Raw genomic sequence first — 26,393 nt, forward strand, 5'->3', positions numbered from 1 at the left:
GCAGGCTCAAGGATTGGAGGCGTGTTGCGACCCGTTACGACAGGTGCCCAAAGGTCTTCCTGTCAGCCATCGCTCTCGCGGCCATCGTCATCTACTGGCTTTGAAACTCAATGAGTCCAGACCCTAGTCGATATGCATCTCAGGTCCTTTTCCCTCACGGTGCCGGGGCGTCGCCGCAACCTTTCAACGGCAGTGCTGGTCAGTGCGAGTAAAAACGCTCGAACAATGCAGCTTATGGCCAATGCGTTTCGCTAGGGTTGCTCTGCGCGGAAAGCGGCAACTATTGCTCGTGCACCGAATGTCTCGTTCGCGCCCATCCTGGCGAATGCTGCAACAGGCTCGGAGGCCGGCTTTGCGGAATTTGCCGTTCACGCATCGCGTGGCTCTCCTGGTGTCTTGGTTCTTATGACCTTCTGAAGCAGCGCGATGAACTGGCGTCTTTCATCTTCGGTGAGCCCCGCAAGCCGCACCGCATTCTCTTCTTGCGCCGCCGCGATGGCCGGACCCCGCAAGTCACGGGCGCGATCTGTCAGCCAGACGCGCTGAACCCGTCCGTCGTTCGTATCCTTCTTGCGAACAACCAGACCATCCCGCTCCATACGGGCCAGCGTATTGGCCATTGTCGCCTGTTCGATATCGAGCCGCTCGACGAGTTGCTTCTGGGTCAACCCGTCGGTTTCCCAAAGCTCCAGAAGTGCGGGGAACGTACCGGTGGTCAGGCCCAGAGGCTTGATCCGCGCGGTCAGGCCGTGCGCGAAGATGCGCGCCATGTGGTTCGCGAGATATCCCGCTGACTGATCCTTCGCAAATGCCATGACCGATTCATATCACTTGCATAGCTTGCTATTCAAGTTATATATAGCAGGCTATATACAATAGGCGATCGAGGATACTTCTAATGTCAAAGGCTATTCATCCTATCGCGGGCACCGTCGCACTGATGACGATCCTGAGTTTCTGGCTCGCTACCGCCTGGTCAGAAGCGTTTGCCGGAGAGCAGGCGGTCACGACCGTCAAGACGTTGGTTCCCTACGGTTTCTTCGTTCTGATTCCTGCCCTGATGGCAGCGGGCGGTTCGGGATTCAGGCTGGGAAAACGGATGCGCGGCCCGCTGATCGACGCCAAGAAAAAGCGGATGCCCTTCATTGCCGCCAACGGCATCCTTATCTTGATACCGTCCGCGCTGTACCTGTCCTTCAAGGCGCAGGCGGGCGCTTTCGATATGGAATTTTATGTGATCCAGGCAATTGAGTTGATAGCAGGTGCCGCCAACATCACCCTGCTGAGCCTCAACATGCGCGATGGACTGCGGCTCTCGCGCAGACGGGCACGGCGCCCTGATGCCAGTGGCGCATGATGTCTTCCATCGAGGCGGCATGCCGAAGGGGACCTTGATCTCGAATCTCCGAACGGCAACCCTGCCCCGCGTTGCGGTCATTGGTGAATAGCGCCGCGAACGACAGCGATGAGCCCGAAGTGACCCAGGATTGTCGAGACAAGTTTGCGCGCGCGGCGAGACGCTCCTCGTCAAGACCGGCCAAGTGCGACCATCCACGACCTCTACGCCAGGGACAGCTTGCAGCCCTTTTCAACAGAAGTGGACGGCGCACAATCTGGCCTCCTGGAACGTGTCTCAGTGTCATGTAGCCAAGTGCGAAATCCGGATCGACGGCTCGATACCGCTTTCCACCGTGCCGAGAATTCGCATTCGCCGTCCGGCAACGAGAACGCGCCATGACCCATGTCCGACGCATGCAAAGTCTGCAAGAAACGGCCGCCGTTCACGCTTCGGCTCAGGCAAAGGGGCACTGCGATCTATCAATCGCAATGCCCCCCTTTCAAGGTCCACATGGACCTTTCTTATGCTTGAAGACGATCCAGACGCATCTGCGCCGCGCGGCGATGACCTTCCATACCTTCAGTCGCCGCCTGGCGCGCAGCGGGCGGCGCGACCTGCTTAACGCCATCAGCGGTTAACCACTGATGCGTCGCAATCTTGACATATGTACCGACCCACAATCCGCCTGTGTAGCGACCCGCCGCCATGGTGGGCAGCGTATGGTTGGTGCCGGAACACTTGTCCGAATACACCACGCTGGCCAGTTCACCGATGAACAGCGAACCATAATTACGCAACTTCTTGGCCAGGCCGTGCGCATCGGCGGTATGAACCTGCAAATGCTCGGCGGCGATGTGATCAGAATACGCAATCATTGCCGCTTCGTCCTCGCAAAGAGCAATCTCGCCGTAGTCGCGCCATGCCGTTCCGGCCGTTTCGGCGGTCGAGAGACCCTTCAACTGGCGATCCACCTCAGCCTCGACGGCCTTGGCAAGTGCCTCGTCCGTGGTAATCAACCCAACCCTGGTGCGCACATCATGCTCGGCCTGCGCCAGCATGTCCGTCGCGATCATTTCCGCATCACCCGTTTCATCGGCCAAAACGAAGATCTCCGACGGGCCTGCCAATTGGTCGATACCTATGGGACCGAAAACCTGGCGCTTGGCCTCATTCACGAAGGCATTGCCGGGACCAACGATCTTGTCGACGCTGGGAACTGATTCAGTGCCAAACGCCATCGCGGCAATGGCCTGCGCCCCCCCGATACGGAAGATCCGGTCAGCCCCCGACAGGTGACACCCGGCAATCATGGCCGGGTGGGCGTTCGGCGGCAAGCAGGCAACCACTTCCCCTACTCCGGCCACTTTCGCCGGTACGATTGTCATGACCGGCGCCGAAAGCAACGGATAGCGCCCGCCCGGCACATAGCAGCCGACACGTTCCATCGGAATAACGCGATGTCCCATATGCACACCCGGCAGCGGCTCAACTTCCAGCGGAAGGATCGTCGCCAGCTGTGCCTCGGCAAACGCGCGCACATTGTCGATGGCAAACTGGGTATCGGCGCGGCTTTGCGGATCCAGATCATCCAGCGCCTTCTGACGCTCTGCATCGCTTACCTCGAAGGCCGCCAGATCGGCCTGATCGAATTTCATGGAGTATTCGCTGACGGCCGCGTCCCCGCGCGTGCGGACCGCATCCAGAACCTCGGATACTGTTTTCTCTACCGGAGCATTATCCGATACGGCATTTCGGCCGGGCCTCTTTACAAAGCTGACACCGGCCATGGTTTTCGAACTCTGGGTCATAAGGATATCCCTCTGAATTGGTACACTGCCGATAGCAGGCACATGGTGATGAATTAGAGACGGTGAAGGTTGCGATCAGGGACTGCCCAGCAACGCAGTCAGGCTGCGGGGAAGTGTCGTGGTCAGGAAAGGAACATAGGTGATAATCAGCACCACAAGCAGTTCCATCAGAATGAAGGGCCGCACTTCGCGGATCAGTTCTTCGAGTCGGACCTTGCCCACAGCGGCACCGATGAACAGGCCAGAGCCAACAGGCGGCGTGTTCAGGCCAAGCAGCAGATTGACGCAAAAGATGACACCGAAATGCACGGGATCGACGCCATACCCTTGTGCGATCGTCGCAAAGATCGGCCCGAAGATGATGATGGCAGGGAACAGATCCAGCACGATGCCGATCAGCAGAAGAATGATGTTCAACAGCAATAGGAAAACATACTTGTTGTCCGTCACTGCCTCGAACGCACTTGCGATCAGTTGCGGAACACCTTGCGTGGCAAGAATATAGCTTAGCACCGAACTCGTGGCCAAAAGCAGGAACATGATTGAGCTTGTCTTGGCGGTACTGAACAGAAAACCAGGCAAATCCCGGACATCCAAAGTGCGTGTCACGGCCATGCAAATGACCAATGCATAAATGGACGCCACTGCCGCAGCCTCGGTCGCGGTGAATTCGCCACTCAGCACGCCGAAGACAATCAACAGCGGCATCACCAGAACCAGAATGCTTGCCCTGAATGTGGCCCCGATGAACCGCCAGGAATACCGCTCAGTGCGTTTCTCATAATTCCGGGCAAGGGAAATTCGGTAGTTCATCACCATGAGCGCCAGCGCGACCAGAAGGCCGGGAATGATCCCCGCTACGAAAAGCTCTCCAATGGATACGCCGCCGACAGCCATGGCGTAGATCACAAAGGTCAGGCTGGGCGGAATGATCGGGCCTATGACCGACGACGCGATCGTCACCGCAGTCGCGTAGGCGCGGCTGTACCCGCGTTCTGCCATTGTCGGAATAAGGACCGAACCAAGGGCAGTCGTATCGGCAGACGCCGATCCGGTTATCCCGGCAAAGAACACGCTTGCGGCAATGTTGGTATGCCCCATCCCCCCGCGAAACCTGCCCACTAGGATATCGGCGAAATCGGTCAGAGCACTGGTCATCTTGCCCTTGAGCATGATCTCCCCCGCCAGCACGAACATCGGGACCGCGACCAACACGAAGGAATCGATACCGATGAACATGAAATGCGGCAGCAGGATCATGCTTTCGCCACTGACGACAAGTGCAACCAGACAGGACATGCCAATGACGAAGGCTATCGGCATTCCCAGCATCAACAGCACAAGGAATGTTATGCAAAGTGCCAGAAGGGTCATCGCTTTGCCCTCCAGTACGCAAGATCGATCCAAATGAGGCGTATGGATACCAGGATGAACAAGACGCAGCTTGTCGGGATGGCAAGATTTGGAATGGCCCGGCTGACCCCAAGCGCACCGGTGGTCAGGCTCCAGACAGAGCTGACCTTGAAATACGCGCCATAAATCACGGCCAGAGAAAACAGAATGATCAGGAAATGCATGAGTGCATTGATCGCGGCCCCTGTACGGGCGCCAAAGCGCTCCACAAGCAATGAAATGCCCACATGGCCACGCTCGTTCAACACATAGGCGGCCGCCAACATCAGCCCCCAGATCATGAGTATCACGCTTAATTCCTCGGGCCACGAAAAGGCCCCGATGGTGGCGCGTGCAACGACCTGCAGTCCGACCGCAAGCATGATCCCCGCCATGCAAGCCCCGATGCAAAGTCGCAAAGTCGCATCAAGAATTTTGAACATGTGTTTCATGACGCTCTCGGGGGCCAACTGAAAAGTGTAGGGACCGGCCCGAATAAAGGCCGGTCCAGCAATCCGGAGTCTTAACGCCCCAGTCGTGCTTCGATGGCTTCGACCTCGGCGAATACCTTCTCGATAAGAGCCGGATCAACCTGGTCCTGCATCCAAGGCAGAACACTGGCCTGTGCCGCTTCGCGCAAACGATTGCGTTCTTCGCGCGAGATCGGACGGATATCCACGCCGTTCTCAGCCAAAGTCGCCAGACCCTCGACACGGTTTCTATACGAGGCGATACCGAACTCGGCCGCCGCGCCGATCTGCGCCCCACGCTTCAGAACTTCCTGTTCTTCCTCGCTCAGCGATTGCCAGAAGGCTTCGTTCACAAGGTAGAAGTTGACGACACCGATGCTGTTGTCCAGCGTCACATTCTTGGCGACCTCGTAATATTTCTGGTCGACCATGATGCCAATCGTGTGGCCCAGCCCATCGATCACACCAGTTTTGATCGAAGTATAGATTTCACCCCAAGACACGGGCGTAGCCGCGGCCCCAAGCCCTTCCCAGGCCTTGATCGTCAACTGGCTGCTAGGCAAGGTGCGCAGTTTCAACCCGTCCAGATCCTCAAGCTTTTCGATCGGGCGCGTTTTATTGATGAAGTTGTAGAACCCGTAGGGCGATGCCGCCAACGCACGCACCCCCAGCTCTTCAGCCATCGCGTCATTCAGCTCGGCAAAGGTTTCGCTGGCGAAAAACTCTTTCATCACGAATTCGTCTGCGAACAGATAGGGCGTGAACCAAGTCATCATCGGGGCATAAGCCCCGGTCAGTGTTTCGTCGCCCTGGGCCATCTTGCTGATCCCAAGCATCGTGCTTTCAAGAAGCTTCTCGGTATCGCCAAGCTGACCGGAATGCAGCAGGTCGATCTCGATATCGCTGGATGCTTCGACATATTGCTCGAACGCCTGCCAGCCAAGGGAGTTTGCACCCGTCGGGGATTCAATCGTCCCGATCTGAAGAGTCATCTCCTCTGCAAGCGCAGGGGCGGCAATCGCCATCATTCCAGCCAGGCTGGAAATCCCCAGCGCTGCGCGCAGGTGGCCACGAACCGAAAAATTGATATTTAGTGTCATGCTTCACTCCTCCATGCCATACGCCTGGATGCGCTGACGCAAGCTGTCCCGACGAGATGCAATCACGTTGATTTCTGCCCCTCCACCTCACCTTTACGAAGTGAACGAACATGAACGCGGACACTATCAGGCGCGGCACGTTTGAACAGGTCCATCCACCCAAATGGAAAGTATACTTTCCACGTATGATCCTATATTAAAGAATAAAACTGGAAAAAACGCCTAATTCGGATACTATAATGGCCAAGATCGGCACAAACCTCAAACACCTGCGCCACCGTCGTCACCTAAGCACACGCGAGCTGGCAAACCGATCCGGGGTATCCCACGCCACGATTTCGCTCATAGAACGAGACAAGATCAGCCCGACGATTGATACGCTTCAGGCTGTTCTGGACGCATTGGGAAGTCGTCTTTCGGAATTTCTCAGTGGAATACGCGAGGGCGGAACCAGCCCGTTTTATCTGGCTGACGAGTTGCCCGAAATCGGCAATCCCGAAAACATCTCTTACAAGATTATCGGGCTCAACCATCCATATCGCAGCATCCAGTTCCTGCGTGAAACCTATTCGATCGGTGCGGATAGCGGTGAAATGCTCACCCACGTCGCACAGGAAGCAGGTTACATCATGTCCGGGGAGGTGGAACTGACCGTCGGCCAGGCGACACGCGTTTTGAAGAAAGGCGACGGATATTATTTTGACAGCCGCGAATTTCACCGTTTCCGCAACGTCGGAACTACCAAAGCTGAAATTGTCAGCGCGATTTCACCACCAAGCTATTGAAGAAAGAACGGGCCAGATGTCGGGCGTCCGAGCAATATGCGAAATGCCCCTCATTCGTCCCGACACCGAGTTTGCCACGGAATCTCGCCCTGCCGAGTTCGGCGATTCCGGGCTTGGTAGAACCGGCAATCCCGTCCGGATGACGTGTTCGTCAAAATCAGCGGTGAAACCCGTTGCGTGTGGTGCGCCGTCGGTCAAAAGGGGGCGTGCTTGGGTGCCAGCCACCCTGCCCCCTCTGGGCCCAGGGTCGAACCGGCCTGACACCGCCCAGCCTCAAGATGTTCGGTAGTATTTCCGTCGCGCCTCCTGCTCGATCGACAACCTGAGCTGAAGATCAGCCAGCTTGGCCATTTCGCGTTTGCGCTCCGCCTCTCCCACCGTCGCCGCCAACCTCTTGTGTTGTTCATCGACGGCCTTCTTGAGCTCGATCTCTCGAGGAAGAACACCTGCCTCGGCCATGATCCGGAAGCCCGTTGAATCCACATCGTTTCCGGATCTGGGTGCCAATGGCTTTCCCGCGCCCTTCAGGTCGTCCAGCTGCCCTTCCGCCTGCGCCTTGAGGATCTGGCGCTCGGACAATGCGCTCCACTTCATGTCGGCCTCACGTTTGGAAACTCCCAATGTCAACTGAGTTGCCATATTGGAGCGGATTTGTCAACTTGATTGACAAAATCAAAGCCTCTGATATGTGATTTTTCATGCAACGCAATACACTTTCCCCCGCCGAACAGCTCTACGCAGGCGTCCAACTCACCCGTCCGCTCCTGAGATACATAACAAGCAGGGTGGAAGCTGATCTTTCCGGCACGGGTATAGGTGTCGGGCAGCGGGCCATTCTCGAGGTTCTGTTGGCCATCGGTCCTGCGACTGCGCCCAAAATCACCAAGGCACTGGATGTGAAACGGCAGTTTGTCGGGCGCGAACTCAAGGAAATGGTCGCGAAGGGAATGGTCTCGGCAACGGATAACCCACAACGCAAGGGCGCAATGATCTACAGCCTGACGCAAGAGAGCCGAAAGATGATCGAAGAGATCAGATCGCGGGAGATGACGGAATTCGCGGCATTTGCAGAAAGGTTCACATCAGAGCAGATCGAGGCCTTCTACAACGTCCAACATGCGCTCTACGAGGCATTCTCAAAACCCTGATTGCCATGAGGTCTGGACGGAACAGAACCCCCGAACCGGACATGTGAAGCTACGCCTTGAATATCTGCGTCCCCAGTCGAACCTGCCACTCATGCAATCTGAAGACACGAGCAGCACGGGTCCGCGCAGCAAGGTTCTATCGCGTGATGCGACGGCCGACTGAGGCCTGCGACATGGTGCAGGCACCTCGTATCAGGAAGGGACTCAGTTCAAAGCGGACGGGCATTCGCCTCGGCGGCCTCTTCCACCTGTTTGGGCATCACGAGCGCGAGACCCGACACCAGGCAGGTCAGCGCCGCCCAGACCCAGACGCTCATCGTCTCCTGCAACAGCAGCACGCTCCAGAAAATACCGGCGGCGGTCATCGCATAGCCCGCCTGGCTGGCAAACACCGCACCGGTGGTGCGGATGGTGTAGACCAGAAGCACGCTGCTGAAAGAACTGACTGCCGCGATCAGCGCGAAGGCCCAGCCATAACTCGCCAGCGCCACAGAGGGCGCGATGAACGTTCCTGATAGCAGCGTAATCGGGGCCATGATCAACGCCGCCGCCACGACGGTACCAGTCGCGGTGGCGATCGGGTCCGCCCCGTCTTCGGGCAGGGCGGCCACGATTATGTCCTCGACCGCGTAGCAGAACGGCACACCAAGCGCGAGCAATATCCACATCCAGCCGCCGACCCCTGCCAGTTCCTGCCCCGGCACGATGATCAGCAGGACGCAGGCAAGGCCGAGACACAAGCCGATAAATCGTTTGAGACTGGGCGCTTCCAACCCGAGGGACGCGGCGATGATGAAGACCATGAAAGATTCCGCCGCGAGGATGATCGAGATCAGCATCGCCGGCACATGTGACGCAGACCAGAGCAACAAGAGTTGCGACAGCGCGTTCCCGAAAAGCCCAAGGATCAGATATTGTCGGATCGCCGAACCGCTCAGGCGCGGATAACGTCCGGTCGCAACCGACACCACAATCATCATCGCCGCACTGATCACCAGTGTCCAGAAGGCCGCGCCAAGCGGGTTGAGCCCGTCGACCATGATGATCCGCGACAGCGACGGCATCAGGCCCCAAACCACCCCCAGCAGCAAGAGCAGAAAGCCGCCCTTGAGGAGGTTGATCTGGTTGCGAAGCATCTGCTCGCGTCGATAAACCTCGCCGGCCATACCCAGAAAGACATGTGCCAGGTTGCCCAGCTGATCGTCACGCGCCGCGATATCTTCGAGACCGAGCCGGGCAGGATCGAAATCCTTGCGCTCGATCACTTCCGAGGCCGCCGCCAGCCGGTCGACCTGTCTGAGGTATTCCAGTTCCTTGTCACGTAGCCGCTTGCGCTCGATACCCGCGCCAAGCCGCGCCTTCAGAATAACCGGATTGAACGGCTTGGTCAGGAAATCCTCGGCCCCAAGCTCGATCGCGCGCACACTGTCCTCGATCTCTTCCAGAGATGAGATCACGATCACCGGAATGTCTCGGAGCGATGGATCGGCCTTGATCGCTCCCAACACCTCAAAGCCGTCCATTTCCGGCATCACGACGTCCAGAAGCACAATGTCGAAATCGCGCGCGCGCAAGGTTTCCAGGCATTCGACCCCGTTTGCCGCGCATTCGACCTCAAGGCCGAGATTGCGAACCGCCATTTCCATCTTGATGCGGTTGGTCTTGTGGTCATCGACGACAAGCGCTCGACCCTCAAGGCGGGAACTATCCTCATTCATGGCTCAGCCCGTCCTGCTTTGCCGCAAGGCACGCTCGGCGGAGCTATATAGATCCGGAACCCGCGCCGCCAACGCGACCGCAACATCGAGATTCTGCGCCCGGCACCCGGCCTCGATCTCCCGGCATTGCTGCGACAGGCGCTCCGCCCCGAAGTCCTTTGCGCTCGACTTCAGCGTATGGGCGGCCTGTCGCAACGCCTCGATATCGCGGGCCTCCGCCGCCATGGCGATCCGTGAAACAAGGTCCGGGCTCTCCTCGAGAAAACTATCGATCAGTTCGGCCAACGACTCGCGGTCGCCGCCGATGGTCTCCAACAGCAGATCGAGCGCAGCGGGATCGAACTCGGCTGGCTCTTCAGGCGCGTCGGGGGCGAGAGCTTCCGCCGGAGCCTTCCCGCAAACCTGCCTGAGCGCTTCGACCAGCGCCTCGACCCGGATCGGCTTGCTGACATAGCCGCTCATACCGGCCTCGAAAAAACGCTCGCGGTCGCCATCCATCGCGTTGGCGGTTACGGCGATGATCTTTGGGCGCGTGTCCTCGGGATAGTCGGCCAGAATACGGCGTGTCGCCTCGATCCCGTCCATCTCGGGCATCTCGATATCCATCAGCACCACGTCATAGGTCTGCCGCGCCACCGCATCCAGCACCTCCAGCCCGTTGCCTGCCACGTCAGATCCGTAACCCAGCCGCTTGAGGATCATTCGGCCCAGCTTGAGGTTGGTGGCGTTGTCATCAGCGAGCAGGATCCGCAATGGCAGCCGCTCGGCCATGGTCGCGTCAAAGGCAGTGGATTTGCGCTGCATCGGTTCAATCACCCTCATTGGCTTTCCGGCAAACAGGCTCACCAGGGCATTGAGCAGCGGAGACGGTTTGACGGGCTTCGACAGCACATCGGAGAACCCGACCCTGTCCAGTTTCTCGCGGTCATGATCCACCGCCTGACCGAGCGAGGACAACAGTATGAGCGGCAGATCATGTGTCGCGGGTTCGGACCGCAGCCGCAGCGCAAGATCGATCCCATCCATCTCCGGCATGTGCATGTCGAGAATGCCCACATGAAACCGTCGCCCGCCGGCCAGCACACGCAGCGCCTCTTCCGGCCCCTCGGCACAGATCGGACGCATCGACCAGTTTGCCACCTGCCGTGAAAGCAGATCGCGATTGGTGGCATTGTCATCCACGATCAGCACGGACTTGCCATCCAGATCGGGTCGCGCCTCATTGAAGTTGATCTCGCCCGCATCCGCACCCACCGGCACGGTCAGATTGAAATGGAAGGTCGCCCCCTCGCCCGGTTCGCTCTGCACCCAGATGCGCCCGCCCATCAGCTCGACCAGCCGCTTGCTGATTGCCAGCCCCAGCCCCGTGCCACCATAGCGCCGCGTGGTCGAGGCATCGACCTGACTGAAGGACTCAAAGAGCGCTTCTTGACGTTCCTTCGGGATACCGATGCCCGTGTCGCGCACGGTAAACAGAAGCCCGCATAGACCCTCGCCGGGATCGACCTCGGGATCGGCGCCGACCGTCAGGACGACATCGCCTTGCTCGGTAAACTTGATCGCGTTGTTCAGCAGGTTGAGCAGGATCTGCCGCAGCCGGGTCGCGTCCGTGACGATCGCGGTCGGGGTGGCGGGCTCGATATAATAGGCCAGATCAAGCCCCTTGCGCCCTGCCGCCATCGCCACCAGATCAAGTGCGCCCTCGACACAATCGCGCAGATTGAATGAGCGGATTTCAAGATCGAGCTTGCCGGCCTCGACCTTGGAATAGTCCAGAATATCATTGATGATCGTAAGCAGGCTCTCGGCGCTGTCATTGATGGTGCGGGCGAAATCGCGCTGTTCGGGGTCGAGTTCCGTCTCCAGCAACAGGTTGCTCATGCCGATCACGCCATTCATGGGCGTGCGGATCTCGTGGCTCATATTCGCGAGGAACTGGCTCTTGGCGACCGTGGATTTCAGCGCGATGTCACGCGCCTCTTCAAGCGAATTGACCAATTCCTCCAGCTTGGCCTCACGCGCCTTGTCCTGCGTGATGTCGGTAAAGACGCCAACGATACCGCCCGCCTCGGTCGGACGCTCGCTTATCCGCATCCAAGTGCCGTCGCTGCGCCTCTGCTCGAACGGTTCGGCGGGGTCGCGATGCTGGGCAATCCGCGCCTCAAGCCAACACGCAGGGTCGCTTGCATCGACGATACCCGACTGCGAGACATGCCGGGTGATCTCGGCAAAGCTCACGCCCGGTTCGATATCCAGGCCGATCTGCGCATACATCTCCTTGTAGCGCTGGTTGCAGATCACCAGCCGGTCCTCCGCGTCAAAGAGAGCAAACCCCTCGTTGATCGCCTCGATCGCCTCGGTCAGTTGCACCTTGATACGTCGCACCTCGGCATCGGCCTTGTCGTGCGCCGCCGCCAGACGCTCGCGCTCGGCCAGGCTGTCGCGGAACATGCCCAGCGTGCGTGCCATCAAGCCGATTTCGTCGCGGCCCGGCTCGGGCAGTTCCACCTCCAGATTGCCCGCGGTTATCTCGTCCATGGCCCCCATGAGCCGGTGCAGAGGGCGGCGCAACGATCCCACCACCAGCAGGGTGAGCAATGTGCCCACCAGCCCCGCGGCGACGACCAGACCAGAGGATACGCGCACTGCCTGCGTGGCCTCGTCAAAGGCGACGTCGCTGGTCGCGACCGCCAGATCCTCCAGCTCGTTCACGAGCGCGCTCAACTCGGTATCGATCCGCTGGATGTGGATATGGCCCTTGGCCACCAGCGAATTGCCCAGCACCCTCTGATCGTTGGTATAGGCTTCGACAGCCTGAAACCCCTGACGCACATAAGGCTCGATCTCAGAGCGGATTGCGGCCACGCGCTCCGGCGCATAGGGCTCGAGAAACTCGAGGTCTGCCTCCAGGTCCTCCCGTGCTGCAAGCGCATTGGTTTCGGACCGCATCAGCAGGCTGACCGCAAGGTCCGACAACCAGTATTTCAGATCGCCGAAATGGGTGCTGGCCGAATTGGCATGGGTCAGAACCCGGATGGCGGTGGCGCCGTCGGAAATCGCCTCGGCATTGCGGGACAGCCGTGAAGACAAGAACGTGTTGGTCGCGATCAGGAACGCCAACAGGACGGTGGACAGCAGGACAATCCTTGCAAGGATGGGCATCCGGCTCATGTCAGCACATCCCGATATAGAATAGGCGCCGCGTCATGCAGGGCGTCAACGCATCAGGCTTATGCTGATCACGCCGCCGAGGTCGCCGACCTGCCCCCCCTCCTTGGGGTAGCCTGTGACGTCGATCTCTCCTTTCGGACCGCCGTGGCAGGCGATGCACCCCTCGCTGTAGTATTCCGGCACCAGCACGCGATAGGCGGGTTGACCTTTGTAGTTGGCCTCGGCGGCGAAAATCTTGTTCCTTGGCCAATCCTCCGAGGTCAGATGATCCGCGATCACGCCGATTTCCCAATCGTCAGGGCGCGCCTTGCGATTGCGGACAAGATGCGGCGGCGCAGTCACCTTGATGACGGCCTGATCGCCTTCCAGCTCGTAGAAGCGCTCATTGACCAGACGCCCGAACACCGCCGGCACAAACCCCTTGAAGCCGACGCCCTCGCGATTGATGGTGCTCTGATTTTCCGCCATCACGTCGCCAATCGCGCGCATCTGCGCCGAAATCAGCGCCGCCTCTCGCGCGCCCTGCCCGTCATAGAGTGGCGGCACCCCATTGGCCTTGCGATAGTTCTCACGGGCGACCTCCAACACGACCGCGCCGGTCAGCCCCTTTTCCCCGCGCTCTGGATCGTTGATCAGGTCCTGGTTCGCCCCGATCACCGCGCGCGCCTCTCGGAGCAAGGACGCCAAACGCAGCGCGGTTTCAAGTTCCACCGCCTCGTCGCTGTCGGCTTGGGCGACCGCAGCACTGAAGGCACTCACGAGGCCGAAAGCGATCAAGCCGATAAGAAAAATGGGACGACGCAGTCCCCCTGGGGCGGCAAAACACATAATTGGCCTCGTCAAATTTTAATAAAATAATTCGAGAAGTGTAGCCACGCGACCTCTTCAGCGCCACAAATTTCGCTCACGCAGGTGAACCTTGCCCCGGCCCATGTGCGCAATTCCCCCTCGGAATCCCCTCCGTTCTCGTGGAACAGCCCCCTGAAAATGGCCCACCAACCGGGATATAATTGACCCGCAAACTCGAGGATCAGCGATGGCCGGGACAGGCCCTTCGCATCACCCGCAGCTTTTGGAAACGGGTTCAGGGACCGCGTGAAAAAGGTCGGCCTTAAATGGCGCGGCGTGTCAGAAAACGATTTTCATCATCGCCGCAATTGTTATGTTCAAGAATGACCTTTCGCCGCCCCCATTCCCTGTTCGTGCTTGCCGTCATGGCCGTCATCGTGCTCTCGGGCACGATTTCCGCCGCAAGGATGGCACCTGATCGCGGGCAGGCGGCGATATCGGTGATGACGATGGTCTACGGCGTGCCCGTCGGCTCGTTCTGTGGCACGACTTCGTCCGAGGAACACCGTTGCCCGTTCTGCAACCTCCTCAGCGAACCGCCCGCGCTTCAACCCGACCCGCTGGTCTCGATCCTGCGCCCGCATGACACGTGGCGACGGCTCAGGGGATTGGCGCGCAGCGTCCAGGCCCGCAACATCAATCACTCTGTCCGGGCGCCCCCCGCGCCGGCATAAGAGACCGGCGACAACACCCTGATCCGGGCCGCCCGGCACCGGGTGCCGTCGCCCTCTCCCCTGCCTTTCCCATCGGCACCGCTCCCCGTCCGTACACACCGGGGGCGCGCCGTTTCGCATGACATTCCCGGCCCGACGCGCCGGAACCATCAATGGAATCACGACATGAGTGACATCTCTCAACGCGCGGGCAGTTCCGCGCTTTACCGCGCCGTCTGGCGCTGGCATTTCATCGCGGGCCTCCTCACCCTGCCCTTCGTCCTGATCCTCGCCGTGACCGGCGGGATCTATCTATTCAAGGACGAGATCAACGACGCCGCCTATTCCAAGCTGCGCCTGGTCGAGCCATCGCAAACGCAAATGCTCGCACCCTCGGTCCTGACCGCCAACGCGCTTGAGCAGCACCCCGGCACCCTCAAGGCCTATCACCCCCCCGCCGCCGACAACCGCGCCGCCGAGGTCAGGATCGTCGGCGAGGACGGGCTCAAGAACACGATCTACGTAAACCCCTACTCCGGCACGGTTCTCGGTCAGCTCTGGGATGGCGGCGCCGCCGGCAGCCCGCTGATGTATGTGGTACGCAAGCTGCACTCGCTCGAATATGTCGGCTGGTTCGGCAACCGGGTGATCGAGGCCGCCGCGGGCTGGATGGTCATTCTGGTCGGCACCGGCATCTACCTCTGGTGGCCGCGCGGCAAGAAGCTCGGGACGGTCACGCTCAAGGCGCGGCGCGGACGCCCCCTCTGGCGCGACCTGCATGCCGTCACCGGCTTTTATGTCGGCGCTTTCATCGTGTTCCTGGCGGTTACCGGCCTGCCCTGGTCGGCGATCTGGGGCGGCAAGTTCTATGACATGTCCTATGCCGTCGGGCTGGGGATGCCGGACGGCTACTGGTCGAAATACCCGACCTCGACCGTCCTTGTCGGTGACGCGCTCGATCGCAGCCCCTGGATCATGGAGAAACAGGCAATGCCCCTCTCCGCCGCCGCCCAAGGCGTTCCCGCCGGGCTCGACGATGTGGTCGCAACGGTAGAAAACCTCGGTATCGCAAAGGGTTACGCGCTCAACATGCCATCCGGCCCCGAGGGCGTCTTTACCGCTTCGGTCTATCCCGACGACATCTCGCAGGAACGGGTGATCCATCTCGACCAATATACCGGCGCGGTGCTTTACGATGCGGGTCTCGCGGATCTTGGCGCGCTTGGCTGGGCCGCCGAATGGGGGATCAGCATCCATATGGGACAGGCCTGGGGGCTCGCCAACCAGCTCGTCTTGCTCACGGCCTGCGTGGCGATGGTCCTCCTGGTGGTCTCCGCCGCCGTGATGTGGTGGAAGCGCCGCCCCGCCAAGGGCATCGGCGTGCCGCAAATGCCCGCCGACTGGCGCATCCCGCGCACCCTCCTGCTCATCGCGGTTGTCGCAGGTGCCTTTTTCCCGCTGGCCGGACTGACCATGCTGGTCATCGCGGCAGTGGAAACCGCGCTCTACCTCATGCGCAAACGCCACCGCCAACCCGCCTGAACAAAGGCGCGGGCGCCCACCGGGGCGCCCGCCGTCTTGTGGCCGATCCAAGGATAGACACCTGAAACGGAAACAATCCCGGCAGACACGCCGAGATTGTTCCCGCTTGGAAGCGGGACAGCCCCCTAAACCCGTTCCCGAGGACCGGCACGCGGAGGGGGCGCGCCGGTCGGCTGCATTCTATTACTTCACCAGCAGGCGCGCCTCGTGCTTCTTGAGCGAGCGTCGGGCCGACTGATAGGCGTTCAAACCTTCAGCCTCGCGCAGTTCCGGGAACAATTCAAAGATCTCGTCCCGCTGCGGCTGGCCCATGCCATCCATCGTCTGCTCGCCCGGCTGGAAGCTCTCCGTCCAGGCGCCGTTCGACAGAACCACCTCGTGATTGTCGAACATGAAGTGGATATAGCTCACCCCGCTCGCCTCGACCGCGTCGACCCCTTCGAGCCCGGTCAGATGCTTGGCCGCGGCCAGCACTTCGCGCTCCTCGAAGTAAAGCGCCGTGCGCTCGTTATTGATCAGCAAGCGGTGGTTCGGGCTCACGACCATATCGCGTTCCGGCAGGTTATGCCCCAGCGATCCCGCGCGCACCAGCACCGGCTTCAGATGCGGTGCCTGAAGCAGCTCGCGCCCCTTCAGGTCGCGCCGGCCCAGCCAACGGATCTCCTGGATGCCGTTGTCGCGGGTGATGATCCGGTCGCCGACCTGCAGGTCCTCGACCAGGCGCTCGCCCTTGGGTGTCGCGATCACGGTGCCCGGCGTGAAGCAGGGAACGATATCCTCGATCTCGGTGAACTTGAGAACACCCTCCACGTTGCCGCTGGCATCGAGGAAGTTGACCTGACCGGTAAAGCTGTTGCCGTCCGGGTCGTTCGGCGCGTTCAGGTCAAGCGGCGTGGTGCCGTCGCTCTGCACGATCTCGAACCGTCCAAGGCCGCGCAGGTCAAGCTGATCGTTCTCGTTGTCGGTCGCCGGATTGCCATCGCCATCCTCGGTGCCGCCGTCGATCTCATCGCCAAAGGCATCCTCACGATCGTCGATCTCGAACACATCCGAGCCAGCGCCGCCAAAGAGCGTATCCGCGCCCTGCCCGCCGATGATCGTATCGTCGCCGGCATCGCCGAAGATCAGGTCGTCATCGACACCGCCATCCAGCACGTCATCGCCATCGCCGCCATGGATGGTATCGTCGTCATCCTGGCCGAACACCGTGTCATTGCCCGCACCGGCATCGATCAGGTCACGCCCGTTATCCTCGTCCGGGTCGGGGCCAAAGCTGCCCCCGTCCGGTGCATCGGGAATATCGGTTCCGTCGATCGGCACCACGGCCGGGTCCAGCCCGCCATAGATAAGATCGTCGCCGCCACCAGAGGTGATCGTGTCATTGCCTTCGCCACCGACGATGGTGTCGCTGCCGTCACCGGTGGTGACATCGTCATCGTCGATTCCGGCGTCGATCACGTTGTCCCCGTCGCCCGCTTCGATCGTGTCGTTGTCGTCGCCGGTGATGATCGTGTCATTTCCCGAACCCGCGGTGACGAAATCACGGTCGTCATTGGGATCGCTGTCCGCCGGGATGGGCGGAACCGGCCCGTAACCCGGGAAGCCATCGTCAGGCAGCGCAACACCGACATCAGAGGACGTGTCGATCAGGTTGTCGCCGTCCCCGGCGTCAACCGTATCCGAACCGTCGCCCGCATCGACCGTGTCGTTGCCCGGCCCGGTGCTGATCACGTCATCACCCTCGCCGCCATCGACAGAATCGTCGCCTGCTCCGGTCTCGACATTGATCGGGCCATTGGCATCGGTGCCGTCGATGGTGTCGTCGCCCGAACCGGTCACGACTTTCTCGATCTCCTCGAAGGCGATATCCGGGGTCGCGTCGCCGTCCAGCCCGTCGACAACACCCGATTCCGGGTCGGTGCCGAAGGTCACTTCCAGCGGCGCGCTCTGGTCGCCCAGGTCCAGAACGTCGCCCTCGTCGCCATTCTCGGGGCCGTCGGGGTTGCCGTCCGTGCCGTCCGAGCCGCCGTCGATGGTCACGTCCACATCCGTCGCCGGATCGGTCGGATCGATGGTGAACACGTCGTCACCCGTGCCGCCCGCCGCCTCGTCCTGGCCGCCCACCGCGATGTCGTCATCGCCCGCGCCGCCTTCCAGCGTGTCCGCGCCCTCGCCGCCCGACAGCGTGTCGCTGCCATCACCGCCGAGAACCGTGTCGTCGCCGTCGCCGCCCGCGATCACATCGTCATCCGCGCCGCCGTCGATCAGGTCATCGCCCGCGCCGCCATCGATCGTGTCGTCGCCGCCATTGCCCTCGATCACGTCGTCGCCATCGGTGATCATGTCGCCGCCGCCATCGGTCGGCGCGTTGGAGTCGTCATAGCCGACACCCATCACCTCGCCGGTCTCCTCGCCGTCGACAACGCCGTCGTTCTGGGGATCGGTCAGGATGGTTTCGATCTGGCTGAAGGTCAGCGTCTCGCCGGTGGAGACGACCGTGACGGTGCCGCTGACCGCGCCCGAATCCGTGGCATCGGCCGTCTGGTCGATGACCACCTGGCCGAGGCCGCGCAGATCCAGCACGTCATTGTCGAGCGTGTCATCGGGGCCGTTGCCGCCGATGACCACATCGCCCGCCACATCGTCGGGGTCGGCGATCACGAAGGTATCGTCATCGTCTCCACCCTGCATGACGTCGGTGCCCTCGCCGCCTTCGAGCGTGTCGTCGCCGCGTTCGCCGAACATCGTATCGTCGCCCGCGCCGCCGAGCATCTCGTCATCGCCCGGCACATCCGAGGGGAAGGGCGACAGGTAGTCGAATGCCTGGTCGTCACTGGTCCCGAAATTCAGGCCCGAATTGACGCCGCGCGCGGTCATGGTGAAGGTCACCGACGAGGTGCCCGCGAACAGGGCTTCGACCTGTGCGTCGGGGTCGTTCTGGGTCGTGTTGTCCTCGGTGCCCGTCGCCACGAGGGTGGTGCCGTCAAAGCTCACGTTCAGCGAGGAATCCGCCGGCACGCCCACATTGACAAGGCTCGGGTCGTTCACGGTGATGGCTTCGGCGCCGCTGCCGGACGTGCTGTCGAGATCGCCGAACACGATCGCCGGGTCCAGGACCACCGGCGCGCCGGTGACCGTATCGAAGAACTCCAGACGGAAGGTCGCGGTTTCGCCCTCCATGGCGGAGTTGTTGTTGCCGTTCAGCAGGATCTCGCCATCCGAGCCATTGGCCAGGTCGACCTTGAGATGGGCGTCGGACTTGCTTTCCAGGATCAGGCGGGCCGACACCTGCGTGCCGTCTTCGAGCGTTGCGACATTGTCGTAGATGACGCTCGAACCGGCCACCGCACTGTCGGGCGTGCCCGCGGTTTCCGAGCCGGGACGCACATCCGCGAATTTCAGCGCGACCTTGTCGAAGTCATCGGCGGACGAGGGACCAGCGCCGCCCGAACCGATGCCGGTATCACCATACATGAGGTCATTGCCGTTGCCGCCATCCAGCGTGTCGTTGCCGCCATCGCCGAAAATGGTGTCGTCGCCCTCGCCGCCGCTCAGGTTGTCGTCGCCCACGGCGCAATCGTCGTCCTCGTCATCGGGGATCGGCGTGCTGCCATCGGTATAGACGGTCGCAAGGTCCGCATAAGACACATCGGGATGCGTATCGATGCGGCCAAGGAACGTATAGGTCTCGCTGGTGTCGATCGGGGCATCCGAAACGAAGCCCACGACATCGTTGCCGCCCAGTTCGACGGCATAGATGTTCACCAGATCGCCTGCCGAGCTTTGCAGCGAATAGGCGTATTCCGGCGTCAGGCGCGCACCGGCATGGCCGAACTTGCCATCCAGCGTCACCGATTGCGACAGGGTCTGCGAGAGATCGCCATCGTCGAAACGGCTGCCGCCATCGTCGATTCCCACGGCGGTCGGTGCAGCACCCGAATTGAAGCTCAGGGTCGAGCCGACAACGTCATCTTCGCCGTTGGCATCGTTCTCGAACGGGTCGTAATTGCCCGGCGCATTCACCACCGAAACCTGTGACAGGTCCCACACCAGAAGCGTCTGATCCGCGCCCGCGATCGGGGTCACGCCAAGGCCCGTCGGCGTGCCGGTGCTGCCGCCAGTCCCGCTCGTGGGGCCGCTGTCGCCATGGATCAGGTCGTTGCCCGCGCCGCCATCGATGACATCGTTGCCGCCATTGCCGAAGATCGTGTCATTGCCGTCGCCACCCAGCAGGGTATCGTCGCCGCCGGGGCAATCGGCATCATCCCCGCCGCCCGGCGCACTGCCATCCGTGTAGACGGTCGCCAGGTCCGCATAAGACACATCGGGATGCGTGTCGGTGCGGCCAAGGAACGTATAGGTCTCGCTGGTGTCGATCGGGGCATCCGAAACGAAGCCCACGACATCGTTGCCGCCCAGTTCGACGGCATAGATGTTCACCAGATCACCTGCCGAGCTTTGCAGCGAATAGGCGTATTCCGGCGTGAGGCGCGCACCGACATGGCCGAATTTGCCATCCAGCGTCACCGATTGCGACAGGGTCTGCGAGAGATCGCCATCGTCGAAACGGCTGCCGCCATCGTCGATGCCCACGGCGGTCGGTGCCGCGCCCGAATTGAAGCTCAGGGTCGAGCCGACAACGTCATCTTCGCCGTTGGCATCGTTCTCGAACGGGTCGTAATTGCCCGGCGCATTCACCACCGAAACCTGTGACAGGTCCCACACCAGAAGCGTGTGATCCGCGCCTGAGATCGGATCGATCCCGATCTCGCCGGGCGTGCCGCTGAGCGCGCCGTCACCATAGATCACGTCATCGCCCGCGCCGCCCTCGACGGAATCGTCGCCAGCGCCCGCATAGACCGCGTCACTGCCGGCACCCGCCAGCACCGTGTCATTGCCCGCACCCGCATTGACGATGTCATCGTCAGGCCCTGCCCCCGGCAGCACCGCATCGCCCGCGTCGATCATGTCGCCATCCGGATCGCCGGTATAGGCCACATTGATCAGCTCCGCATTGGCCGTGCCTTCGACAACCCCATCGAGATTCTGACCCGCGCGATAGCCCGCATCGATCTCGCCCACGGTCTGACCCTTGCCGAGGTTGATCTCGATGGTTTCGCCGGTGGCCTGGTCCGCATCGCTGTCGGTGCCTGTTGCGCCCACGTCCTTCTCGACCAGCGTCTCGTTGCCGACCGCGGTGGGAAACTGAATGGTGTAGCACCCTTCGGCAAGACCGGTGAACTGATACTCGCCATTGGCATCCGTCGTCGTGGTGGCCTTCACATTACCATGCGAGTCCAGCAAGGTGACGACCTGCCCCGCGATATCCGGTTCATACCCGCCAGCGCCGTTGTTCTCTGTACTGTCCCCATCCGTATCATGGAACATGCGGCCCCAGATCACCGAACTCTTCGGGTCGAACAAGTAAAAGGTCATCGTCATACTCCTTCACGCGGACGGGCACCATGAACGGCAAGCCGCAAAACTGTTGCATCCCGACGGTCAGACGACGCTGCAGCATGACGGCGACCGGCACGATCGACCCTGAATTCGCTAAGAGGAGGTGTTGGCGGTAGACACGCCCTTGGGATGCGGCCTCTGCCACATCCCGTGTACTCGTCCGGCGCTGCCCGACGATCACACACCCCCCGTATCCCGCGATACGGATCTTGTGCGGTCGCCCCCTTTGACCAGCAAACATCGCCCCCCAGTTGGGCTTGTCTTGTTTTAGACAGAGTGACGCATCCAAAAAAGTGAAATTTGTCGAAAAGCTGACAACAAATTGTCCCGAACCCGACAAAACCGGGGACTCCGACGCAGATCCGACAGTCGAAACCGCGTCACTGTTTCCATTTCCCAAACAATCGACGCATCCCGAACTCCCAATAAAATTGGATTTTTCCGATGCAATAACGGCCCCTTAATGGTTAACCGGACGACGCCTTTTGTTTCTCATTCTGGAACAGGGGGAAAATGGCGGAAATGTGTTCATTTCTGAGTCCGGACTCAAAATCGCGTTCCGAAATGGCACCAATTCCCCGCAATCGCGCCGACCGGCCACGATTCGGAAACACAGCGCGCCGAATCGCCGCGCACTGTCACATTTTCGACGTATTCTCATTTCCGGGAAATGTGGTGCCCAAGGCGAGACTCGAACTCGCACGGTATTGCTACCGGGGGATTTTGAATCCTTTACAAAATCAGTGAAAACAAGGCTTTGCTGATTTTGTGTTATGCCGACAAAGCAAGAACGAACGGTGAAGGTATAACACGCCCCTCGATCAAGAACGGATCAAGAAATGCCCCGCCGCGGGACAACCGGGCGGGGCACATTTTGGGACAGAAAAGTGTTGGCTGATGCGTGAGGCATCCTCCTTTCGTTCTCTGAAATTGGATTGCGGCTGGACCCCGCCGCCGAGATTCGTGGCCGCGATCAGGACCAGTTGATCGCGGACGGTTTGGGCCGACGAGCAGGCCCATGGCATGCAAGAAGTCCACCCCGGCCAAGGGCAAGGGCTAGCCCAGAACTGCCGTCCAAAAGGTGATCGCCATTTTGCGGTGCGTCCAGTCGAACCGACCATTCGCTGCAAGTGAAAAATGTCAGAGTAATGAGTTCACACTTTGCGGACATCATGGAACAACAGCGCGGTCTGTGGCAGCATCCTTACATGATCGAATTTCGCACTCTTGCCGATAACCATCCCGACCTCGCGCATTCTCCGCTGCTTCGGAGCGCTCTCCTGACCCTGCAATATGCGCAGAAGCACGGACCAATCGGCCTGACCAAAACCAAGGCCTTCAAGCGCGTCTTTGTGCACTGGGCCGTCGAGCATTTCGACTGGCCGGGGAAAAGCGCCGAAGAGATATTCCGCTACAACAAGGTGATCAATGAATATGAGTTTCCCCCGCTCGAGGTTCTCCATTTTCTGCTGATTTCCCTGCGCCTGGGACGGCACTTCAAGGGTGAGTTTCGGCTGACCAAGCGTGGCACAGAACTGGCGCACGCCCCTGGCCGCCTGTTTGCCGAGTTGATCCCATATTTTGTGCTCCAGATCGATCACGCGTCCTATGCGCGCTTCGACGACCGCCCCTTTGGAAAATGGGATGTCTGGATGAACGTGATCAACGTGGAGGCGGATCATGGCACGACCGAGGCTGCCTTGTTTGAAACCTTCTACGGTGAACCGGAAGATTGGCACACTGCGGTGTGGCGAGAGATGGCCGCGTTCTCATCCTGCGTGCTGCGGCCGCTCGAATGGGCGGGATTGCTGATCGAGGCCCGCGAAGACGGCGCCGGCAAGCAGGTGTGTCAAGTGTTCAAAACCCCGCTTTGGCGCAGCGCGCTGAAACTCGACACCGACGACATGCTAAGACCGATGTCCCTTCAGTGAGTTGTTGCTCTCTGCTCCGGTAATCATTCCAAGACACGACGCTGCCTGTGTATTGTCGGGCCACAGCGGACGTCGCCTCACCGACAATCGCAGCTTCACGGAGCCGTCGTCCGTCCTCGCTGGGTTCCCGAACAAAGCTCATTCTAACCCAATGCTGTGGGCGGCCTTTGCACCACCTTAGAGTATCAGTCTTGATCAAGCCGGATACTCTAGTTCGTCAATGCCGTGCGAAGCTTTGTCCCGAAAGCCAACCGGCGATCCATCCGCCCAGATGCGCCTGCCAGGCAAGACCGCCCGAAAGAATCACGAAAAGCGCGATATTGGCCACAATCAGCCCCAGGATCGCCATCAGGATCGGCTGCAAAGGAAGCCTCGCTCGCCGGCGCATACGGTAGTCCATCGCCTGCCACAGCCCGATCAGACCGAAGACCGCACCCGATGCGCCGATCATCGGCGCGGAGCTGGACGAGAGCAGCCCGAAACATGCCGCGCCCGCAACCGCCGATAAGAGCAACACCAGCAATGTTCTGGCCGCCCCGACATGGGTCGAGACGAATTTCCCCAACGACAAGAGCACCACGCTGTTCAAGGCAAGATGGGCCAGCCCGCCATGCAAGAAAGCGTGGCTGATGAACATCACGGCGGCCTGCCCCGGATAGACCGCCGGCACCGTGCCGGCGATAACCGGCTGCCAGAACGCTCCCAACGCAAAGGTGGGCCAGCGCAGGCTCTGCGCCCCGAAAACACCAGAGTCCGAAAGGCTCAGAACCAGTTCGATCACGGTCAGGATGCCGACGAGCCACCACAGGAATCCCGGAGCACCGGTCTGCGGCGCCGCACGGGCGAATCGACGATTTCGTGGGGATGTGAACTTCATGGCTGCGAGATAGTCCCTCACGGCACAAGGGCCAAGGTCGAACCGTCGATTCAGGTCAGGTCATATCAACGCGTCCGTCAGAGCTGACCTTGTGCGTATGGTCCAATGCGTCTGACCCTGCTTATCAGATCGACGCGACCGGCCCGAAGCCAACCTCGGCAGACCCGCCAATCGCTGGGATGCAGCTTTCGGGAAGCTGCAGTTCGATCCATCAGATCCATCACGCAGCATTGTCGGCGGTTCAAGGTCAGCAGCGCGGGACGGAACTTCCGTTTGCCGCAATCGCACCAATGACGGGTCGCAGCCCATAGCTGCCGCTCGAGCTAGGTCGGAGCATCCAGGTCCAGCCATCAGACCGCTATTTGGGCATTGCTGCCGCGCACAATAGGCCATAGGCGAGAAAGAATGGACGAACATAAAGAAGATCCTGAAGCATACATCCCCAGCTTGGGGGACTATCGTGAGGCGCTGAGAGGCTTCGACGCCGCAGTGTGCGATGCAATCGCAGTGGGTCAGGCAATTTCCGGACGCATGGCCAGCCATCGCATCGGGTTTGGCACGCATATTTCCACCAGAATAACTGGACATGCGCAGGCTATGGTGAGAGCTGCCCCCCTGTCTAGATGGGTCCGCTCAGATTTCGATGCGTGGGACTTCTGCGCTCTCGCCGGACACGCGAGAGCGATCATCGAGGGCGTACTGTTGTTCCACTATCTGACAGATGAACCCGAAAGCGATGAGGAATGGTCAGCGCGTATAAACGTGATGAACCTCAATGACTGCACCCGGCGTATCCAAGTGCTCGGGGGCTTCGGTCTCACCGAGGAAGTGGCCGGGCTCGAAGCGCAGGCAGAGGAACTGCGCGAGGAACTGAAAGCCAATACTTGGTTCGTCTCGCTCAAAGAGCCGCTACAGAGGAAGCTGCTTACGGGCAACTGGCCGACGATACAGAGCCGCGATGAACAGCTTGAGAAGCTGGGATGGGATCGCGAGCAATTCTACTCCATGTGGAATATGCTTTCGCAGTACACGCATGTTTTGCCTTTCTCTATCTACCGGACCGAACCAGATGGGCGCGGCACGGGTTTGTTGAACGACACCGATCTTTCATACTGCTACATGGTGCTCGTTGCTTGTACCGGTTTCATGACTGAGCTTACCGACAAGTTGCTCGAATGGTTCCCTGACGCAGCACGGGCGCGGCAGGGGCTCGCCTCCAAGTTTTCCCCCGGCCCAAAGAAGAACTTGCCCAACCGCCGGCGGTGGCGCTTCTTGCCCTTCTAATCGTCTTGCGCCTATGCGCTTCGCCCCGCCGGGCCATGGCTGCTTTCTGGGCAATTACGGACATTCGCGCGTCACGCAGAGTCCTTGACTCCGGGCTCCAAGCCGACTTACGGCGGTGCAGCACAACACCCGGTTTCAATATCATCTGAATGTCAGCTCCTGCTGAAACCGCCCGATCGCATCGCGGTCGCAGAGAAAGTCCACAAACCCGCCCGACCTGAAGATCGCGCTTTGAACGAGACCATCCCGATATAGATCTCGAATTGAGCTGCATAGTGTCATTCGCTGCCACCGGAATCTAAGGCGGCTTTATTAAACCGAGCGCGCCTTATGGAACGAATGTCGTCCCTACTCGCGCCTAGGAAACTCTCCAAAATACCTTGACGCTGTCAGATCATTTCCAGCATCTCGGTCTAAATTTTGCCGATTCTGCAACCCCAGCGTGAATCGCTAGCGCCCTTCTCAAACAATATTGCGCAAAGCAATACCAAAATTGAAGCAGAGCATACGATGACCACCGACACCAGATTGCTCGGATCTTTCGTCGGGTCCATCACTAGCCTTAACTTGGGACGCCTTCATGCACACAAAGTTGCATGATAGCTCGCAGTTAGCGAACAGCCATCGTTGCACGAAAAGTCCCATAAGCGTCTGAATTTAAACAAAGTGACCCTAGCGAACGCTGCCAATTCGCTTAAGCAGCCATAGTCATAGTCATATAAAAAGAGATACCTTCGGTATCTCCAAAAAGACGGACCCATGATCGGCTGAAATCGGGTGGCCGACACAACATCTTGTGCCCTATCGACGGGCAGGCGGGATGCGTGCTATATATTGCGCATTGCAGGCGATATGTGAGCAGGCGA

Annotated in this window: 18 protein-coding genes and 1 pseudogene; 8 read left to right on the forward strand and 11 right to left on the reverse strand. The window is 60.2% G+C overall.

Features of this window, described 5'->3' with window-relative positions; translation table 11 throughout:
* A pseudogene (locus ROH8110_RS18590) lies at positions 1-104 on the forward strand (IS5/IS1182 family transposase); the annotation flags it as partial.
* A gap of 264 nt (positions 105-368) precedes the next feature.
* Here ROH8110_RS18590 and ROH8110_RS17990 read toward each other — a convergent pair.
* Complete coding sequence (locus ROH8110_RS17990; protein ID WP_085819185.1) at positions 369-815, reverse strand: MarR family winged helix-turn-helix transcriptional regulator; 447 nt, start codon at positions 813-815, stop codon at positions 369-371.
* A gap of 83 nt (positions 816-898) precedes the next feature.
* Between ROH8110_RS17990 and ROH8110_RS17995 the strand changes: the two genes are divergently transcribed.
* Entirely contained in the window at positions 899-1,357 is a 459-nt protein-coding gene (locus ROH8110_RS17995; RefSeq protein WP_085819186.1) for a hypothetical protein, read from the forward strand.
* Between the two features lie 503 nt (positions 1,358-1,860).
* Here the strand turns inward: ROH8110_RS17995 and hisD are convergent.
* The 4 genes from hisD to ROH8110_RS18015 form a co-directional block, all read right to left on the reverse strand.
* Positions 1,861-3,147 carry a histidinol dehydrogenase gene (gene hisD / locus ROH8110_RS18000; protein WP_085819187.1) on the reverse strand — a complete coding sequence of 429 codons (1,287 nt, stop codon included), beginning with the start codon at positions 3,145-3,147 and terminating at the stop codon, positions 1,861-1,863.
* Positions 3,148-3,222: 75 nt separating this feature from the next.
* Positions 3,223-4,521 (reverse strand): TRAP transporter large permease, encoded by a 1,299-nt coding sequence (locus ROH8110_RS18005; RefSeq protein WP_085819188.1) that lies wholly within the window; start codon positions 4,519-4,521, stop codon positions 3,223-3,225.
* Complete coding sequence (locus tag ROH8110_RS18010; RefSeq protein ID WP_085819189.1) at positions 4,518-4,991, reverse strand: TRAP transporter small permease; 474 nt, start codon at positions 4,989-4,991, stop codon at positions 4,518-4,520. Before ROH8110_RS18010 ends, ROH8110_RS18005 begins: the two co-directional genes overlap by 4 nt.
* A gap of 71 nt (positions 4,992-5,062) precedes the next feature.
* Complete coding sequence (locus ROH8110_RS18015; protein ID WP_085819190.1) at positions 5,063-6,109, reverse strand: TRAP transporter substrate-binding protein; 1,047 nt, start codon at positions 6,107-6,109, stop codon at positions 5,063-5,065.
* 239 nt (positions 6,110-6,348) lie between these two features.
* On the opposite strand from ROH8110_RS18015, the gene ROH8110_RS18020 reads away from it, so the two are divergent.
* Entirely contained in the window at positions 6,349-6,894 is a 546-nt protein-coding gene (locus tag ROH8110_RS18020) for a cupin domain-containing protein (RefSeq protein ID WP_085819191.1), read from the forward strand.
* A 273-nt stretch (positions 6,895-7,167) separates the two neighbouring features.
* Here the strand turns inward: ROH8110_RS18020 and ROH8110_RS18025 are convergent, their stop codons facing one another.
* The gene (locus tag ROH8110_RS18025) at positions 7,168-7,533 is read right to left on the reverse strand and encodes a DnaJ family domain-containing protein (protein WP_245962890.1); all 366 of its coding nucleotides are present in this window, start codon (positions 7,531-7,533) and stop codon (positions 7,168-7,170) included.
* A 59-nt stretch (positions 7,534-7,592) separates the two neighbouring features.
* On the opposite strand from ROH8110_RS18025, the gene ROH8110_RS18030 reads away from it, so the two are divergent.
* Positions 7,593-8,042, forward strand: a complete 450-nt coding sequence (locus ROH8110_RS18030; protein WP_139837432.1) for a MarR family winged helix-turn-helix transcriptional regulator — start codon at positions 7,593-7,595, stop codon at positions 8,040-8,042.
* A 209-nt stretch (positions 8,043-8,251) separates the two neighbouring features.
* Here the strand turns inward: ROH8110_RS18030 and ROH8110_RS18035 are convergent, their stop codons facing one another.
* The 3 genes from ROH8110_RS18035 to ROH8110_RS18045 are packed head-to-tail and all read right to left on the reverse strand — an operon-like array spanning position 8,252 to position 13,690.
* Positions 8,252-9,760, reverse strand: coding sequence for a response regulator (locus ROH8110_RS18035; RefSeq protein WP_085819193.1), 1,509 nt, complete (start codon positions 9,758-9,760; stop codon positions 8,252-8,254).
* 3 nt (positions 9,761-9,763) lie between these two features.
* Positions 9,764-12,931: a hybrid sensor histidine kinase/response regulator gene (locus ROH8110_RS18040; protein WP_085819194.1), complete on the reverse strand. Its 3,168-nt coding sequence runs from the start codon at positions 12,929-12,931 to the stop codon at positions 9,764-9,766.
* Positions 12,932-12,976: 45 nt separating this feature from the next.
* On the reverse strand, positions 12,977-13,690 hold the full coding sequence (locus ROH8110_RS18045; RefSeq protein WP_211330798.1) for a Tll0287-like domain-containing protein: 714 nt from the start codon (positions 13,688-13,690) through the stop codon (positions 12,977-12,979).
* Positions 13,691-14,103: 413 nt separating this feature from the next.
* Here ROH8110_RS18045 and ROH8110_RS18050 point away from each other — a divergent pair, with 413 nt between their 5' ends.
* Complete coding sequence (locus tag ROH8110_RS18050) at positions 14,104-14,454, forward strand: hypothetical protein (RefSeq protein ID WP_085819196.1); 351 nt, start codon at positions 14,104-14,106, stop codon at positions 14,452-14,454.
* A gap of 165 nt (positions 14,455-14,619) precedes the next feature.
* Positions 14,620-15,975, forward strand: coding sequence for a PepSY-associated TM helix domain-containing protein (locus ROH8110_RS18055; protein WP_085819197.1), 1,356 nt, complete (start codon positions 14,620-14,622; stop codon positions 15,973-15,975).
* A gap of 183 nt (positions 15,976-16,158) precedes the next feature.
* Here ROH8110_RS18055 and ROH8110_RS18965 read toward each other — a convergent pair whose 3' ends face one another.
* On the reverse strand, positions 16,159-21,411 hold the full coding sequence (locus ROH8110_RS18965) for a Hint domain-containing protein (RefSeq protein WP_281272814.1): 5,253 nt from the start codon (positions 21,409-21,411) through the stop codon (positions 16,159-16,161).
* A gap of 1,232 nt (positions 21,412-22,643) precedes the next feature.
* On the opposite strand from ROH8110_RS18965, the gene ROH8110_RS18065 reads away from it, so the two are divergent.
* Positions 22,644-23,366, forward strand: a complete 723-nt coding sequence (locus ROH8110_RS18065; protein ID WP_211330799.1) for a hypothetical protein — start codon at positions 22,644-22,646, stop codon at positions 23,364-23,366.
* A 217-nt stretch (positions 23,367-23,583) separates the two neighbouring features.
* Here ROH8110_RS18065 and ROH8110_RS18070 read toward each other — a convergent pair whose 3' ends face one another.
* Complete coding sequence (locus ROH8110_RS18070; protein ID WP_085819200.1) at positions 23,584-24,243, reverse strand: rhomboid family intramembrane serine protease; 660 nt, start codon at positions 24,241-24,243, stop codon at positions 23,584-23,586.
* A 405-nt stretch (positions 24,244-24,648) separates the two neighbouring features.
* Between ROH8110_RS18070 and ROH8110_RS18075 the strand changes: the two genes are divergently transcribed.
* A complete protein-coding gene (locus ROH8110_RS18075) occupies positions 24,649-25,527 on the forward strand; it encodes a hypothetical protein (RefSeq protein WP_085819201.1) in 879 nt (292 codons plus the stop codon).
* Positions 25,528-26,393: the final 866 nt, after the last annotated feature.

The organism is Roseovarius halotolerans (assembly GCF_900172255.1).
GTDB lineage: Bacteria > Pseudomonadota > Alphaproteobacteria > Rhodobacterales > Rhodobacteraceae > Roseovarius > Roseovarius halotolerans.